Raw genomic sequence first — 14,616 nt, forward strand, 5'->3', positions numbered from 1 at the left:
CTCAACATCCTCGTTGCTCTGTCATCGCGCAGAAATCTGGGGCCGATGCCTCTACAGAAGGCGCTTTCAACCTTGCCTTGGCTTTGTCGGCCTTACGCTGCTCGCGTTTACGGGCTTCTTCAAATTCCTGCATCGGATGCGTCACGAAATGCTGGCGGTATGTTTTGAGCAGTCCTTGATCATTGCTACTCATAGCCTGGCCAAGCACGTAGTCGGCATCACGCAGCTGGATGTCCAATCTTGGGTGTTTCGCCTGTGCAGCGTTCACCATCGCAATCGCGTTATCGGAAAGCTTGCCGCTCGTCCACAGTTCGAACCTTTGGCGGATGCTAGCCCACTCGGAGTGCGTTTTAACAAATCCCCTGATCACGGGGATACGTTTATCAAGCCATTTCTCCACTTCGGCATCATCCAAAGTGCTGATGGGGTGTATCCCTTTGCATTCGATAAAAACGACTTCATGGCTCGGACGGTGGGCCAGCACGTCGATCTCCGCTTCCGCTCCGATACTGTCCTTGACGATCCGGTTCATCTCCTGGGGATATCCCAAAAAGGTGGATCGCGCGATCTGGGCTACCGCGAATTCGAAAAGGCTGCCGCGTAGCGTCGAAGCTGCGCCTTCGATTCGGGACAAATCGTTGAAAATTTTGTCCAGCGCGTCAGGGTTTTGTGTGAGCTTCGCTGTGTCGGTCAGGACCGCACAAAGATTCTTCAATGCTAATGCCACATCGCGGCCAAAAAGGCTCTCGGTTGTCGCCGGAATGATGCCCTGCTCCTTGAGAAGGGCGAAAGCCTCGGTGTGGTAGCTTTCGGCGACAAAAATCTGAAGGCATTTGCTCACTTTCCTGAGACTGCGCAGCGTGACGCATTTGTTGATGAACCCTGCCAGATGGGCAGCGGTCACCCACCCGTTTAGGGCAAGGTCGCAAACAAAGAAGCCTGGTTTGAGAGTTGTGTTGACATACTCTCGCATGGGAAATAAGTAGGAGGGGCCGGCTAGGTCCCAATTGAACGTCCCGACCTTGGGTAATGCCTCTGAGCCCTCATCCTCGCGGGTTTCAACGGAGTCGTAGCTCACCATTCCTAAGTTGCGTGCCCAATCCTTCACCGCCAACAGGGTTACCTCTTCTGCGATGAGACGCCCCTTCATCTTTGCCCACGTGGAGGTCACTTCGAGCATCTGCTGGTGATCGCATCGCACCACACAGGATTCGCCCCCTGGAAGCATCACCTCCTTTACAAGAGTCGCTTTCACCAGTCGCTCCAGCAGAGTTTCTGCTGAAATGTGCTTCTTTTGAGCAACAGGTGCACCGCAGGCAATAAGAAAATGCCGGCGGGGCATTACGTTGTCTCGAAGCGAGAGAGCCTGTAGTGCCGCAAAATAGGCGCTCCGTGTTTTCTTCAGGGCCTCCATCAAATTATCGAAAAAAAACGGAGATCCATAGTCCTCTTGGAGATAGCAGAAACGTGCCCGATGGGGAAAGATGATGTGGTTGAGACGGGTCATACCAGTGCACCCACGCTCCACCCGCTTTCTCGCCGCTTCGGGATTAATGCCGTACTTGGTCTCAAGGAGCTTGGACAAATCACTGCTCAGCAAGGGGCCAGTTTGCTTCAATAGGTCGATGAGCGCGTTGTCAGCCATGTTCGTTCTCGAAGGATGTCACACAGCGCTATTTATACTCCTTGTAAACAAGGAGCAACGCTTCCTTTCGGCGCCTGTTATTGAACATAGTTAAAATGGGCCTTTCAGAGCGCTTCGCTCCGTTTTTTGATGAAAATGTCACAATACCTTATTTATCCATAGCATATCTCCGATGCATTCAGTGGTACGGCAGCGTGGAGAGGCGTGTGATCACCACAACCTGAGGGCTGTAGAATGGGCTCGCGGCTACTTGACTTTTGAGCTTGGCAGCCTAGATCGATGCCTGCATGTCGTCGTTGATGGCTGCCTTGACCAATCTCTATATGCAGGCCAAAACTCACCCATCCTTCATCTCGGAGCTGATTATGGATGAGTATCGTGAAGCACCTGTTCGACTCGATTATTTCCGTTTAGTTAAACGCCTCAATGAGTACCTAACCAACCTCGGTGACGAGCGAATCGATGAGGAGATTCAAGAAGCTTGGGCAGGTTACTTTCAGGAAATGGCCATCACGCAGGAAGAAATTGACATCGTCGGGCCTTGGTACAGCAGGCACTACACGGTCAGCCTCTCGATTCCAAACCTGCGCCGTTATGTAGAGCATCTTCGAGCGCATTCTTTATTGCCGGATCAACGGCTTGTAGATCAGGTTGAAAGTGATGCAGCCGCGATCCTTGAGGCGTGTGCATCAATGGGGCTGGATGGCCACAGGCTCTCTGACGCACTCTTCCAGGCTGCCGCGTTGGTTCACCACGCTGCCTATCGTGCAAATTATCCAAACATCGATTCAGCTTGTATCCGGCAGGAAATCGAGAGCCGCGCACGGCTCGCGGATTACTTCTCTCGTGACATTTTGAATGAAGCTCAAGAGGGGGTCGGGGCCGCAGCTAAGCTAGGCAAGGCTCTTTTTCCACGACACTGAAATCCGATCCCGGCACAACGGCTGTGTACCAGAACAAGGGGGGCATGAGTACGACCCGTGATCCAAACAAGGCCATACTAGTGATTGATGGTCCTGGCCAAGGCGAGTGGGGCGCTCATCAGTCCGTTGTCAGGAATCGCGTTAGGGTCCTTTCCCACGCGCTAGCCAACTGATTCCGACTGGCCTGTGATCCTCACCTTTACTTCAGTAAAGCCGGCCTAGCCTAGGTTCTGGTGCAGGCCTATTGCTATCAGTCACACCTTGTGGTTGTATTTATGTACAGCCATTGTTCGATTTTCAGACACTATAATGACCTTACTTCAAAGCAAAATTGAAGATCTGTTAGGTGCGTTCTGGGATGAACGAGAGATCGTCATTACCAGTGATCCTACGTCTATCGATGACATGGGAGCACCGATGGACTCATTAACCGCTTGTGAAGCGATGATCGATATCGACGTGCTCGTAGGCAAGAAAATCCCTGTAGAGGTGGTCATTCGCAATGGGGGCTATGAGTCGCGCGATCAATTCATTCAGCAAGTCACTGAGGGGGTACTCACGTACCTAACGAAGGAAGATGAGTGAAACTGACAGCGATGAAGAACGTCTCCAAATTGCGGAGCGGCTGCGATCTGCTCGCGAATATCTAGGGCTTTCCCAAGCTGAAATTGCTCAGCTCGTTGGACTTACCCGCACAGCCATTACCGGAATCGAGTCCGGTACTCGCAAGGTTGAAGTGACAGAGCTGAAACGCCTGTCGAGCATCTACCATCGGTCCGTGGAGTATTTGCTGACCGGGTGCGAACCCGCGTACTCCGGTCCCGAACAATTCGCTTTCCTGGCCAGGGCAGTCAAAGGCCTGACTCAGAAGGATGTGGATGAAGTCGCTCGGTTTGCTGACTTCTTGAGGGCTTCGAAAGCTAATTAGGGGATAGGGATGCTCTCCACAACTCAAATCAAATCTGTTGTTACACGCGCCGCTGAAGTCGTCAGAGACTCCGGCGCGAAGCGCCGAATCGATGAGGATGGGTACACGCGCGTCGATCCATTTCGGATTGCTCAAACGGCCGGAGTGGTCGTGATGCTACGACCACTGGAAAAGCTTTGGGGTGCATTTATCAGCGAAGGCCAACCAGGAATTCTGGTAAATGCTGAGCGTCCAGCAGGCGTTATCCAAATGACTTGCGCACATGAGCTTGGGCACTTTGTTCTGGATCACGGCACCACAACAGATGAACAGCTGGACTACAACAACACTGCCGCTCAGAAAGAACTGGAAGCTGATTGGTTCGCCTACAGTTTGGTGGCACCGCGCTGGGCCGTCGCGAAAATCATGAAACGAAAAGGTTGGGCGGTGGCCGATCTTGCGCACCCCTTCAACCTCTATCAGCTTTCCCTGAGGCTAGGAATCAGCTATGCCGCAACCGCATGGTCACTTCAGAGGCTGAAGCTGTGTGACCGTTCGTTTGTTGAAGAGGTGCTGCGAATTCAACCAGCGGCAATCAAGAAAGCACTGCTCCCCAAACCACTGATCAATTCGCAGCGAGACGTCTGGCTACTCGATGAAGCTGATCGAGATCTTGTTCTCGAACCCCGTGTTGATGACCAGATGTTGGTACGACTAAAAGACCACTCGGGTGCTGGCTACGTCTGGGACACGAAAGAGGCAGCCTCGGAAGGTTTCACCATCGAACCGGTATTACTGCCTCCAGGCAACGCCGCAGATGCCGACGCGCTCATTGCAGGTGGTGTGCACTATTTGGATTACCTGATCTCACCGCCTCAGAGTCTGCCAACTGGTCGTTCAGAGCTTCAGCTCGACGAGCACAAACCATGGGACCGGTCATTGGATCCGCTTAACAGCTTCGAAATCCAGACCCAATACGAGGATTTGGCAAGCGGACTTTCTTCCGTAGCCAAGCAGGCTTTGCTTCAAGGAACCGGTCAATCGTGATCCAACCGCGCGTAACGATACCGATGAATTCCAGGGACCAGGGAAACAGGGGGGCATGCGTCGCTTTTTCGCTCGCAGGGATCAAGGGTAACCTCTCAAACCACTTGCTCAGTCCCGAATACGCTTATTTGGCTGCCGTGCATCAAAGTCCTACATGGACGCCCAACGCTGGATTGGATGTCCGAATCGCTATTGCGGCTACCAGAATGGGATTGCCAGAAGATCACCACTTCCCATACCAGCAGAGCGAACCGGGGCTGCCATTACCGGTACTTCCCACCGGCGTCCCTCTCCACGGCCCTGATCTGGCACTTGCAGCACTCGACCTGAACAAAATCAAGCAATGGCTGGGTCTTGGCAGACCTGTAGGGGTGCTGGTTTCGACAACCCAATCTTTCATGTGCCCTATCGATGGTGTGGTGGTCTTCGAAACGAACGTCTTCCCTGGCCGACATGCAGTAGTGATCGTGGGCTACGGTCACGATCAATCGGGGATGGAGCATTATCTGATCTGCAATAGTTGGGGAGTTGCATGGGGAGTGAATGGACACGCATGGGTGCCGAACTCTTACTTAACCGCCCACGCATCATGTATCTACGGAGCTGATAAATGACGGAAGTATTCCAGAGGTCGCGAGTAGTACAAGCATGGCTGGCTGGCATCCGCTACCTGGAAAGCCAAAAGAAGCATGATGCCACCAATATCATCCTGGAAATTACCTCACCCCAAGCTGCAACCACTGAGGACCGTCAGGTAGTCAACGCCGTCAGTCATGCCCTCCAACAGCGGAAGGCAAAACGGACTGTGATGACGGCTGCTGGGACAATCTTCCCCCAGACGATCTATAAGCGTTATGGGCGTCCAGATTGGTATGCGCACTACAAGTCGATCATGGCGCGCGGCATGGCACCGAACACCTGGGGCACCTATGCATTGCGTATGATCGAACGCAAGGATGAAAGCGGTGCGACGTTTAATCCGCTCGACAAAATCATCGAAAAACTGATTGCTATTCGTACCAAATATTTGAATAAGTACGTGGCCGCTTATGAGCTAGGCGTTTGTGATCTGGCCGTAGATCTTGCAGATGACTTAAACGGCCTCGGATTTGATCTCCCGACCTATGATCCGAGCATCGATCGGCACAAGTACTACGGTTCCGCCTGCCTCAGCCATGTGACCTTTAAACTGATGCACGGAAAGATTGATCTGACTGCGATCTACAGGTCGCACCACTACGCTGAGAGGGCATTGGGCAACCTGATAGGGCTTGCCCAGTTGCAGCAATATGTCGCAACGGAGGCGGGATACGAGACAGGGACGCTGACGTGCATTTCCACCTACGCCAAGCTCGATGATGGATTGGGTGGCATCCGTGCGGCAAGTAATCTGCTTGAAACGTTCCCGATCGATGAGACGCTTATAAAAGAGACGGCTGCAGTGATCTAGCTCCCAAAAGGTCTTCCGGAATGCTATAGATCTGCTTCATTCCGCTGCGGAAGTCTTTCACGCCACCGTAGCTTGGATGCCGGACCGTTAGGACCTCGACTCCAAAAGCGGTTGCATAGCTTGCGGCATCCTGGCCGATTGCAACAATCCTGCGAACCTTGAGCCATTTAATCAGCGCATTATTGAGATCGTTAACCAGCGCGAGTTCCTTGGCTTTGAAGCGTCGATTCGTCAGGGGGTTGCCCGTTTCGTGCGGATGGAAAGGAAACACGTTCCAAAGTAGAGGCGGCTTCTCGATCACCTTCAAGACCCCCCAAATCTCGGCGGCCGTACGCTCAGCGATTACAGGCCCTCTAGTGGCTTGTCGTGAAGAACAACCCGGATAAACCTTAGCCATCTCCGCTAAGTGAAACTCATCCGTCAGCGCCAAGCCGGTTCTTCGCCCACCTCGGTAACCAAGATCTCGTCCCATCCAGATGGTGTCGACACCGATATCTTCAGCAGCGCTGAGGTATGTGCGCAGGTTCGTACGCCTGTATGAAGCCGCATCTGTCCGATCATGCACTGGGCACGTGTCGGCATATGGGTTGAATACATCTTCCAGGCTCAAACTGGCGAGGGCTTTCACGAAAGAGGTGGGGGTCATTTACACACAGTTCTTATCGGTAAGAGAGTGGAAGGTCAGCTGGTGATTAGTCATGTCGACGACAACAGATCCTGACCGCACGGAACGAAGCTCTCGAAACACCTCGAATCCCTTCAGAATGGCCAGCTCCCACTGCCACAACGGGCATTTGTGAACCTCATACCCTTCCACCATGGAATGGATCTGCTTGAGCAGGCCGTACTCAAGCTCCCCCTCTTTGATCCCTTTGTAGAATTTTCGGCGCTTGGCATGGTTGAAAATCCAGGTGGCAATCCCTTCCTCGATAATCATCGCCCGAGCACCATCCTCATTCTCATCAATGATCGGGTTCGATTTTCGCTTGAGCTTGAGCAAACCACGCAGGACCGGCGACCATCCGAGGTACGCCATATAGGCAAGATGAAAGACATCGTGGAAACGATAGTCGTCGGGCTCGTTGCTATTATCTGTCAAACGGTCACCGATGAAGACACCGTTCAGCTGCTGCACGACAGATGACCCGTTGCGACCTGGTAGCTCGATGAAGTCCATTTTGAGTGTCCTGGGCAAGCGCTCATAGCGAGGAAACTCAGACTCAGGATCGAAGAAAGAAGTGAACTCACGCTCGTCGCCAGGCCACCGGCTCTTGGTCTTTTCAAGGTTGTATCGCGCGACATCTTCAAGATGTAGATCGAAACTCGCGCAACTGAGTGCCAATTCCGCCAACAGACCACCAAGGTGATCCCTTAGTGTTGGGGTCGGCCCCGCCCGTAATTGAGCGTCAGGCATATTACAGAAAATACCGGCCGCATGAGCCAGAGCACCGAGTTGGCCACCTCTAAGCGCTGAACCTTCCTCCTGCCGACGCGAATTGATCAGAGCATCGATATGCCTGAAGTTCACGGTTGCGATAACTGGAGACGCGCTCTCTTTGAATCGCTGCCTCAAAACCTTCAGGCAGCTTTCTCCGATTTCATCCGGAGTGAACTGCAGAATGGAATTGGCCCTGATCAGATACCACAGTGCATCGCCAAGCTCTTCAGCCGCGACCTCACTTTGAGTTTCTTCAAGCCGGTCTCGCTCGGCCTTCTTCACCGATGAAAGCAGTCCTCCCACCTCGCCGAAAAAGCCGAAACGTAAAACCTGTAACGCTTTAGGGTCATTCTTGAAGCGGGAGCTGTTGCTGGCCTTGAGGGCGTATTCCGGCAGCGATAGTGGTCGCTCCTGCTGTCTGGCAATAGGTGCCATCTATTCCTCCTGAATCGAACAGCGACTGCTGTTGCATCCTCTGCGCTTGCAACTGAGCCCGCATCTGCTTGCAGCACCCAATGATTTTCCTGCGATCTGCGTGTAAGGCTCCCAGTTGCATAGCCCGCGCCTTAACCGAGAGCGTGACATCGTAATGAGGATAAAAACTCTTGCTCTGGAACCACTTACGCTGGAGGCCTAATCGAGCCGCAAAGCTGTGGAGCTCGTCAAGTGAATCTGCTACCAGATGGCACCACACACGGCCTTTCCAGCGGATATCTTCAGAATCGACGTAGACCGCCATGGCTAGTTTCTCTGTGCATAATGTGCAAATATTATGCACATATGACTGAAAAACTCAATGCAGCATCCGCCGCCAAACTCGCAAAAATTATCCGTGAAACGCGTATTTCTCACGGCTTAACCCTTGAAATTCTTGGGTCAAAATGCGGAGTTCATCATTCTCAGCTTTCCCGCTTTGAGCAGGGAAAAATGGTGCGCGTGAGCAAAAATCTCAAGTTAATTTGCACATTTCTGCACATAGATATTCCCCCAAACAAAAATGATGTCGAACAAATGCAGTCGCTGTTCTCCCGCATCGAAAGACTGATTACGTCCTCTCAAAGCAGCGAACGCGCAATCGAAAGCCTGGTTTCAGCACTGGAAGAGCTCACCTTCGGATAGATCGATCAGGATACGATAACCGAGGGCAGTGCCAGCTTTTCTCAGCCGTCGATGAAGTAGCCAGAAAGCTTCAGTCTTGCGGCGCTGAGTTGGTTGAGGTCAAGCTTCAGCTCCTGATCATCCTCCAGCACCAGCATCCAGGATGCGAAGGGGCTGACGCCGGCATACAACTCGTTGTCGGTGAACGCAGGAACCACAAGTGGAGCGTCGCCGCGAACGCTGACAAAACCGCCAATCGGCACTGCACGGTGGCTGAACACAACCGACTTCGCCTTGGCCCGGTAGAGCAACTCTGTTCCAGCATGGGTCAAGACCCAGTGAATCTGGATTGACGGATCAGCAGACTGCGCCCCATCCAGCACCAACTCTACACCGGTGATCCTGAAAGCTGGCAGCCCCTTCCAGTAGTGCTTGAGCTTCCCTTGATCTGGCCTGATGCAGAAGGACAAGACCTTGGTTCGCTTGAATGCAGCCCAGTAACTAGGCACGACCAGCGACTGCAGATCCACCTCCACTTCACGCGTCAGATTCCGCCTAGCCTGGAAGCTCTCCTTGGTGTTGAGCCAGTCTTGGTGGGCGAACAAGTGAGCAGCTTTAATTGTGGCCAGGTTTAGGGCAGATAATGGCGCAGCGCTCGGCTTTCCGAAGAGGTAGGCCAATGCTTTGCGTTCGGCATGCACCATGTGCGCAGCCACGGCCAAAGAGTCCAGGTAGATCCTGGACATCACGCTCATAATGTGTGGTTCAGCAGGATCAACGCTGGCCGAAATCGCCGACTGAATGCTGGCGGCCGCACGCTTACCTGTAGCAGCCTGGGCCTGGAGCTCTACGAGTTGGGCCAGCATGCCGTTGTAGTCGAGAATTGCTTGGTTCCTGGCCTCCACACTCTTTAGGAAGTCATATCCTGCCTCTCGGTAAGCAGCAGCCTCAGGCATATCAGCAAAGTCCCGAGCGACCTTGTCGAACTCTTCTCGCTCCATCTTGAACTGGGGAATTCGTGTCGGTGGAGACTGCAGCTGGGAAATACCCTTTTGAATAGCCTCGACACTCGAAGCAACATCGCCAGCCGCACCTGCCAGCTCGGTAAGATCATCCTGAATTAGTTGCCTGGCGTCCCATAGAGTCGCCAACGAATCATTGTTGTCAGTAAAGTCTTTGTAGAGCTTGGCACCAGCCGAAGCAGCAGCGATGAAACCTGCTCCGCCGGACGAAACGCCCGCAACGATCGTCCCAACAGCTGTCAGGGTGCCAGCGAGGTCGCATCCATTACTCTTCTTGTTGATAGCGGCTGTCAGAACATCTCTAGCATCCATCAGAACGTGCTCAGCTGCTGCAACCTTGTAATCCAACCCAGGTATGGTTGCGAGAAGGTCCCTAGTGTCCTTCAGCAGAGCCTCGTTTGCCATTTGCAAAGCGAGGACTTTCCCTTCCGCACTAGCGAGGGTTCCTGCTAACTGCTGCCGCTGCAACTGTTTGTCAGAGGCTGCATCCCAATATGCTTGGAATGATTTCTCTATGGTTTCAACGCAGGGCAACACATCCTTAGTGATCATGTTCGCGTACGAGTCGAAGCTGATCAGTGGTGCGCGTTCCTGGCTGTAACCATAGAAATCGAGGCCCAGGTTAATCTTCCGAGCCATCGAATATGCTCGGGCAAGGATGTTCATTTTCACAGGATCACGACTGGTGTCGCGTTCGCAGATTTGGAGAAGGAATGCGATTCGCTCTCTCAAATCAGATGTAAGGTCATTGCCAGCCTGACGGTAATCGTCTTCCAAAGCGCACGAGATCAGCTCCAACGCCGTTCCGCTGAATGCCGTTGCAAATACTTCTGGCGTATGATCATCGACCTCAAGATTTCCAGCAGCACCAAGAGCCACAACTTGCCGTGCACTGACTTCCGCGTCTCGTGTACTCCCCGTCGCTCCTAACGTTCCAGGATTGCCATCGTGCGAGTAAACTTCTTCATAAGAAAAACGAAGGGGGGAAGCGGCCAAGACGTCGCCAGCTACGATCAAGAGGTTATCCAGTTCAGCCTCGGCGGCCCCATCAACAGGCTGCTGTCCCTGGAGCTGAATCTCAGAAACTGATTGCACCCTCGGAAAGTCCGGCACCCGGATGATCTTGTATACAGGGCCGGGATCGCCCCCATCACCACCTGCACCAGGAGTTCCGACTTCAGCCGCATCACCTGGTGCGCCGGCATCGTTTCTAACCTGATACTGCAAAGAGTCAAGTTTCAAACTGGTAGTGATGAGCACGTGCCCACCACCCCCACCTTCACCTCGCAGGCCAGGTAGGCCGCTTCGTCCCCCAGTCAAACCTGTTCCGCCATTCGCCTCATCAGCATTTTTAATGAAAGCCTTACGACCACTGGGGCCTTTTGCGCCCTTACGCCCATGGCCACCGTCCTGAGGTCTACCTCCTTGACCACCGACGGCTGTAATTCTCAGGAACCCTGTGACCCTGTCAGCCGCGATCTTCACAGATCCGGCGCGCGCGCCTACGCCGCCGGCATCGCCGTCCAAACCGTCTTGCCCATCGGCATGAGCTGATTCTTTTCGAACGCCAGGCTGGAAGGACGGTACGCCATCAAGCCCATTTGTCGAAATCACTCCACCATCTTCGAAATGAAGCACCCGACAACTGATATCTATATTGTGCCCATCGGTAATGACTCGCCCGCGAACTACCACCACGTCTGCAACCACATATGTTGCCTTGTTCTTGGCGACTACCTCGGCAAGATCCAGCCGAAGGGCTGAATAGACAAAACGTTCGGTAAGGCCATCTTGGAGTGCAAAAAGCTGGTTTCTTCCCAGTCCCATTTTCTTGTCTCCGTACTTTCCTGTGTGTTGTTAGCAGGCCGTACTCCACTATTTCCCGGCCAGTTAGCCGGCAGTTAATTGGGTTTCACTGCACCTGCAGGTGCACCAGAAACCAGTGCTGGAGCAGGGTTCTTGCGCTTAGACTCAACCTCACCCTTCTTCAGGTCCTTGATGTTCTGCATCAGCGTGAGAAGCACATTCCAGAAACCGCTACCGCCGGCAGCCATGAGCCCCAGCGCTATTACCCCTGGTGCCCGCTCAACCCATCCGAGTGTTTTGAGCTCGTTGGGCAGTGTCGCGGTGGCCGTGAATGCAACGCCGACAGAGATGACAATGGACAGCGCCTGCAGCAGTGACCGTCTGAAGGCTTCCTGCTTTGAGTCATCCTTTGCCTGCCAGAGAATGGGAAAGACGCCTTTGATCATCTCGACGATGCGCTCAGAAGCGACAGCGATCCCCAGTACGTAGGAAATCAACAGCGTGATCGTTTCCATGAACTGCTCCTTGCCCAGCCCAGGGCTTCAAGCCGGCCAAGTGCCAGCCTGATGACTATAGCTAGCCTTTGAGAAACGAGACGGCAGGCGCTTGAGCCCAGCGCCAGCGGGTTTAGACGCCAAAATGCAAAGGCCCCGCAATGCGGGGCCTTTTCAAACTGGCGCTGTCGTCAGGAGGCTCGTAGGAAGTGGTGATCTAGAATCTCACTGCGCCGGCATGCATTATTACATGCTGCCGCGGCCAGATCGCTGGCAGCCGGCCCTTTCGTTTGGACAGCAGCTTCATGTAGGCCCGAGTCTGCGGATACCTTACCGACAGACAGCCCGCTTTCTGTCCCAAGTGAGGCAAGTCCATCGATCCACAGCTGCGCGGCTGGGAGGTAAAAGACCGTTTCGACAACGGCAATCATCCGTTTCTCTGTGACTGCGGTGCCCGTTACCTCATCGGTGAGGCATATATGAACAAAGCCTTCGATTCGGCCGAAACGGTCGCTGGAGACGCTGGTATTGAACGCCAGGCTTTATGTGATATTAGGAGCCTTGGATGCACCGGCCGCAGTGCTTGATGCGGTTGAAGGCGACGAACTGCTGTACTCCACTTTACTGCAACTCGAGAGTGACTAAATGAACAATATTCACTGGTTCTGCGTTTCCAACCCAGATGGAAAGCGTTTTCCCGAGTGGAGACGGTCCTTCGGCGTGAGTGACGGCGGGGTAGTGTTCGTGCCGGCGGCGATGGCAGGTGATGAGACTGAGATGAACGTCATGCTCTGCGCATCTAGTGATGGACAGAGCACTGCTGTGCACCTTGATCACCATTTCGTACCGAGTGACTGGCTGAAGCGCGAGTTTTCCAAACACTCTGAGTTGATCGAGATGATTGAGGCCCGTGCACAAACTACTTTGTCTGAATCCGATCAGGCACAGTCAGCGGCTATCCTAAATTAGGCTCACGGATTGGGTTCAGCACGATCATGCTTTCGACCAATTCGATGCTGAGCCTGTCGTCTACGGCACGGCTGATGTCTGGGGGTAACTCCACGATCACATCCCCGAGTTATCACCAGTCTCCTGACATTTGACCGTCGTGCGCGTTGATCGGGTCATGATGGGGCCTCGGCTAGTTCGCCAGTGCTATGGCACTCCCACAAGCCTCTTCAATGACCATCATGCTACCGGACGGCGGCGGGGGGCGAACCTGGCGTGTGGCAAACGGTCTCAGCGAGATGGTGTTGGCCCATCTGCTTATCAGCCCTGGGCACTTGGAAGTGGGGCGGAGGATCTGCAGGATTGATGAGGTCGCTTAAAGTGAGCCGTCGCTGGTTGTGTCAAACTATGATTCGTTTGCAGCGGTAGGTCTCATTGTTAGAGGTCACGAATTACAGGGGACTCTGTATCAAACTATATTGCGAGCCCCCACCAACTAACAAAATTTATGAAAATCGAGTCCTGGCGCCCATCTGCATAAATGTGAAATACAGCGGATTGTCCCCCATCTCCTCATGGGAGCCGGAACAAAATAAAAACGCCATGACTTTTAGGGAATCAACCTAGTTGTCGTGCTCACCGTCTTCCGCTGCTCCAAGGTCGATCGATCATTTGACGAAGTCATGCGCCGGTGCTTGAGTATAAAATTACACAAGCGTGCGTCCGCGGCTTCGGAATCTGCTTGATACTCATAGTGCCCATCGTGCTTGGGTAGGAAAAAGCCCACTGGCGCAAGCTTCCCGTTTTCCGTTCCACTGAATGCAAAAACCTCGAGCAGTTCAAGCTTGTGCTGAGACTCTGGACGGAAGCACACATTCTCGCCACCTGAAACCAGGGTCGAAGGATAGGCCCAGCCGTCGGGGCTGGAGTTCATGATCGAATTGGTGAATTCGCTGCTGAACAGGTATGCACCCTCACCGGCAGCCAATAGGTTTTGGTTGATAAACTTGCGAATGAGGTCGAGCTTCTTTTTTGCATCTGATGACAGGTCGACACCAAACCGGCTACCCATGGTGGCAACCCTCAATGTTTCTTTTGCTTGGTAAGCCATCAGAAGAACTTTAGACTGCGGAGTGGCTCTTATTTCCTCAAATGTAGTATGTATTTGGCCTTCCGATGTATAGAGCAGGCCCTGGGCGGGGCGATTGATACGGCCATAGCCTTCGATCTTTTCGCCAGGTGCTGCCCAGAATTCCGATCCCGGCAAGTCTTCAAATTCTTTGCGCCAGATTCTTGCCCGGTAAAATATACCCGCCGGGTCATATTCTTTTTCTTGGGCTGGAAATGCGCCTGCGCGCAATGAGCCCACCTGAATCATGAACACATCTTTGATTTTCTCGTAGATGTCATCAGAGCCAAAGGTTTTATAGTTTTTGTTGAATGACTCAATACGCCTCTTTAGCTCTTTGCAGCTGATTTTACGGAGCAAGCCTTCGATTTGGGACAGGTCTTCCTTTGTCGCGCCTTCGCTATCCATTTCTAACATCGACATGTGATGCCTCTGCCTCTCGTAATTTTTTCTGGGGCCATCTTCAGGTGTTCGTTCAAGGTCACTGACGATGAGCGGGATGACTAGGCCAGGCTATCACTGAGGTCGCGCTTTAGGCTAGGCGTAGGCCAAGGTCTAGCGGATACAAAAAAGGCCAGCCTGTTTCCCTAGCCTTTGTACTCGCCGCGCTAACGCGTTACGCCCAGATATCACCAATGGAGGCAGCTCGACGATGGCGTCACTACTGCCATCTCCGGGGGCTTGGCAGGCCACTCGCCAGCTATTGAGT

15 protein-coding genes are annotated in these 14,616 nt (G+C 53.3%); 8 read left to right on the top strand and 7 right to left on the bottom strand.

The features are described 5' to 3' along the window. Position 1 precedes the first annotated feature (1 nt). A complete protein-coding gene (locus tag J4P02_RS03585) occupies positions 2-1,645 on the bottom strand; it encodes a hypothetical protein (RefSeq protein WP_426187848.1) in 1,644 nt (547 codons plus the stop codon). 287 nt (positions 1,646-1,932) lie between these two features. Between J4P02_RS03585 and J4P02_RS03590 the strand changes: the two genes are divergently transcribed. The 6 genes from J4P02_RS03590 to J4P02_RS03615 all read left to right on the top strand — a co-directional run bounded on the left by J4P02_RS03590 (position 1,933) and on the right by J4P02_RS03615 (position 5,972). Further along, positions 1,933-2,568: a hypothetical protein gene (locus J4P02_RS03590; RefSeq protein ID WP_426187850.1), complete on the top strand. Its 636-nt coding sequence runs from the start codon at positions 1,933-1,935 to the stop codon at positions 2,566-2,568. A gap of 309 nt (positions 2,569-2,877) precedes the next feature. After that, positions 2,878-3,153 carry a hypothetical protein gene (locus tag J4P02_RS03595; protein ID WP_426187852.1) on the top strand — a complete coding sequence of 92 codons (276 nt, stop codon included), beginning with the start codon at positions 2,878-2,880 and terminating at the stop codon, positions 3,151-3,153. Next, the gene (locus tag J4P02_RS03600) at positions 3,146-3,496 is read left to right on the top strand and encodes a helix-turn-helix domain-containing protein (RefSeq protein ID WP_426187854.1); all 351 of its coding nucleotides are present in this window, start codon (positions 3,146-3,148) and stop codon (positions 3,494-3,496) included. Before J4P02_RS03595 ends, J4P02_RS03600 begins: the two co-directional genes overlap by 8 nt. A 9-nt stretch (positions 3,497-3,505) precedes the next feature. Then, positions 3,506-4,522: an ImmA/IrrE family metallo-endopeptidase gene (locus J4P02_RS03605; protein ID WP_426187856.1), complete on the top strand. Its 1,017-nt coding sequence runs from the start codon at positions 3,506-3,508 to the stop codon at positions 4,520-4,522. Further along, positions 4,519-5,136, top strand: a complete 618-nt coding sequence (locus J4P02_RS03610) for a C1 family peptidase (protein WP_426187858.1) — start codon at positions 4,519-4,521, stop codon at positions 5,134-5,136. Before J4P02_RS03605 ends, J4P02_RS03610 begins: the two co-directional genes overlap by 4 nt. Then, positions 5,133-5,972, top strand: a complete 840-nt coding sequence (locus J4P02_RS03615) for a hypothetical protein (protein WP_426187860.1) — start codon at positions 5,133-5,135, stop codon at positions 5,970-5,972. Before J4P02_RS03610 ends, J4P02_RS03615 begins: the two co-directional genes overlap by 4 nt. Here the strand turns inward: J4P02_RS03615 and J4P02_RS03620 are convergent. The 3 genes from J4P02_RS03620 to J4P02_RS03630 are packed head-to-tail and all read right to left on the bottom strand — an operon-like array spanning position 5,944 to position 8,149. Continuing rightward, on the bottom strand, positions 5,944-6,618 hold the full coding sequence (locus J4P02_RS03620; protein WP_426187862.1) for a uracil-DNA glycosylase: 675 nt from the start codon (positions 6,616-6,618) through the stop codon (positions 5,944-5,946). The two genes, J4P02_RS03615 and J4P02_RS03620, sit on opposite strands and share 29 nt — an antisense overlap. Beyond that, a complete protein-coding gene (locus J4P02_RS03625; protein ID WP_426187864.1) occupies positions 6,619-7,845 on the bottom strand; it encodes a nucleoside triphosphate pyrophosphohydrolase family protein in 1,227 nt (408 codons plus the stop codon). Beyond that, positions 7,757-8,149 (bottom strand): DUF4031 domain-containing protein, encoded by a 393-nt coding sequence (locus J4P02_RS03630; RefSeq protein ID WP_080748231.1) that lies wholly within the window; start codon positions 8,147-8,149, stop codon positions 7,757-7,759. Before J4P02_RS03630 ends, J4P02_RS03625 begins: the two co-directional genes overlap by 89 nt. Here J4P02_RS03630 and J4P02_RS03635 point away from each other — a divergent pair. Continuing rightward, positions 8,077-8,529 carry a helix-turn-helix domain-containing protein gene (locus tag J4P02_RS03635; RefSeq protein WP_426188625.1) on the top strand — a complete coding sequence of 151 codons (453 nt, stop codon included), beginning with the start codon at positions 8,077-8,079 and terminating at the stop codon, positions 8,527-8,529. The two genes, J4P02_RS03630 and J4P02_RS03635, sit on opposite strands and share 73 nt — an antisense overlap. 41 nt (positions 8,530-8,570) lie before the next feature. On the opposite strand, the gene J4P02_RS03640 is transcribed toward J4P02_RS03635, so the two are convergent. Then, a complete protein-coding gene (locus J4P02_RS03640; RefSeq protein ID WP_426187866.1) occupies positions 8,571-11,357 on the bottom strand; it encodes a hypothetical protein in 2,787 nt (928 codons plus the stop codon). Positions 11,358-11,431: 74 nt separating this feature from the next. Continuing rightward, a complete protein-coding gene (locus tag J4P02_RS03645; RefSeq protein WP_426187868.1) occupies positions 11,432-11,851 on the bottom strand; it encodes a hypothetical protein in 420 nt (139 codons plus the stop codon). A 624-nt stretch (positions 11,852-12,475) separates the two neighbouring features. Here J4P02_RS03645 and J4P02_RS03650 point away from each other — a divergent pair. Then, positions 12,476-12,799: a hypothetical protein gene (locus J4P02_RS03650; RefSeq protein WP_426187870.1), complete on the top strand. Its 324-nt coding sequence runs from the start codon at positions 12,476-12,478 to the stop codon at positions 12,797-12,799. Between the two features lie 589 nt (positions 12,800-13,388). Here J4P02_RS03650 and J4P02_RS03655 read toward each other — a convergent pair. Then, a complete protein-coding gene (locus J4P02_RS03655; RefSeq protein ID WP_426187872.1) occupies positions 13,389-14,330 on the bottom strand; it encodes an RES domain-containing protein in 942 nt (313 codons plus the stop codon). Positions 14,331-14,616: the final 286 nt, after the last annotated feature.

Origin of the sequence: Pseudomonas sp. NFXW11, from assembly GCF_049887815.1 — a bacterium.
Classification (GTDB): Bacteria; Pseudomonadota; Gammaproteobacteria; order Pseudomonadales; family Pseudomonadaceae; genus Aquipseudomonas.

What these genes read in the sequence shown, in the direction of transcription:
- J4P02_RS03585 (WP_426187848.1), bottom strand. Translation starts at nt 1,645, where the DNA reads ATGGCTGACAACGCGCTCATCGACCTATTGAAGCAAACTGGCCCCTTG.
- J4P02_RS03590 (WP_426187850.1), top strand. Translation starts at nt 1,933, where the DNA reads ATGTCGTCGTTGATGGCTGCCTTGACCAATCTCTATATGCAGGCCAAA.
- J4P02_RS03595 (WP_426187852.1), top strand. Translation starts at nt 2,878, where the DNA reads ATGACCTTACTTCAAAGCAAAATTGAAGATCTGTTAGGTGCGTTCTGG.
- J4P02_RS03600 (WP_426187854.1), top strand. Translation starts at nt 3,146, where the DNA reads ATGAGTGAAACTGACAGCGATGAAGAACGTCTCCAAATTGCGGAGCGG.
- J4P02_RS03605 (WP_426187856.1), top strand. Translation starts at nt 3,506, where the DNA reads ATGCTCTCCACAACTCAAATCAAATCTGTTGTTACACGCGCCGCTGAA.
- J4P02_RS03615 (WP_426187860.1), top strand. Translation starts at nt 5,133, where the DNA reads ATGACGGAAGTATTCCAGAGGTCGCGAGTAGTACAAGCATGGCTGGCT.
- J4P02_RS03620 (WP_426187862.1), bottom strand. Translation starts at nt 6,618, where the DNA reads ATGACCCCCACCTCTTTCGTGAAAGCCCTCGCCAGTTTGAGCCTGGAA.
- J4P02_RS03625 (WP_426187864.1), bottom strand. Translation starts at nt 7,845, where the DNA reads ATGGCACCTATTGCCAGACAGCAGGAGCGACCACTATCGCTGCCGGAA.
- J4P02_RS03630 (WP_080748231.1), bottom strand. Translation starts at nt 8,149, where the DNA reads ATGGCGGTCTACGTCGATTCTGAAGATATCCGCTGGAAAGGCCGTGTG.
- J4P02_RS03640 (WP_426187866.1), bottom strand. Translation starts at nt 11,357, where the DNA reads ATGGGACTGGGAAGAAACCAGCTTTTTGCACTCCAAGATGGCCTTACC.
- J4P02_RS03645 (WP_426187868.1), bottom strand. Translation starts at nt 11,851, where the DNA reads ATGGAAACGATCACGCTGTTGATTTCCTACGTACTGGGGATCGCTGTC.
- J4P02_RS03650 (WP_426187870.1), top strand. Translation starts at nt 12,476, where the DNA reads ATGAACAATATTCACTGGTTCTGCGTTTCCAACCCAGATGGAAAGCGT.
- J4P02_RS03655 (WP_426187872.1), bottom strand. Translation starts at nt 14,330, where the DNA reads ATGTCGATGTTAGAAATGGATAGCGAAGGCGCGACAAAGGAAGACCTG.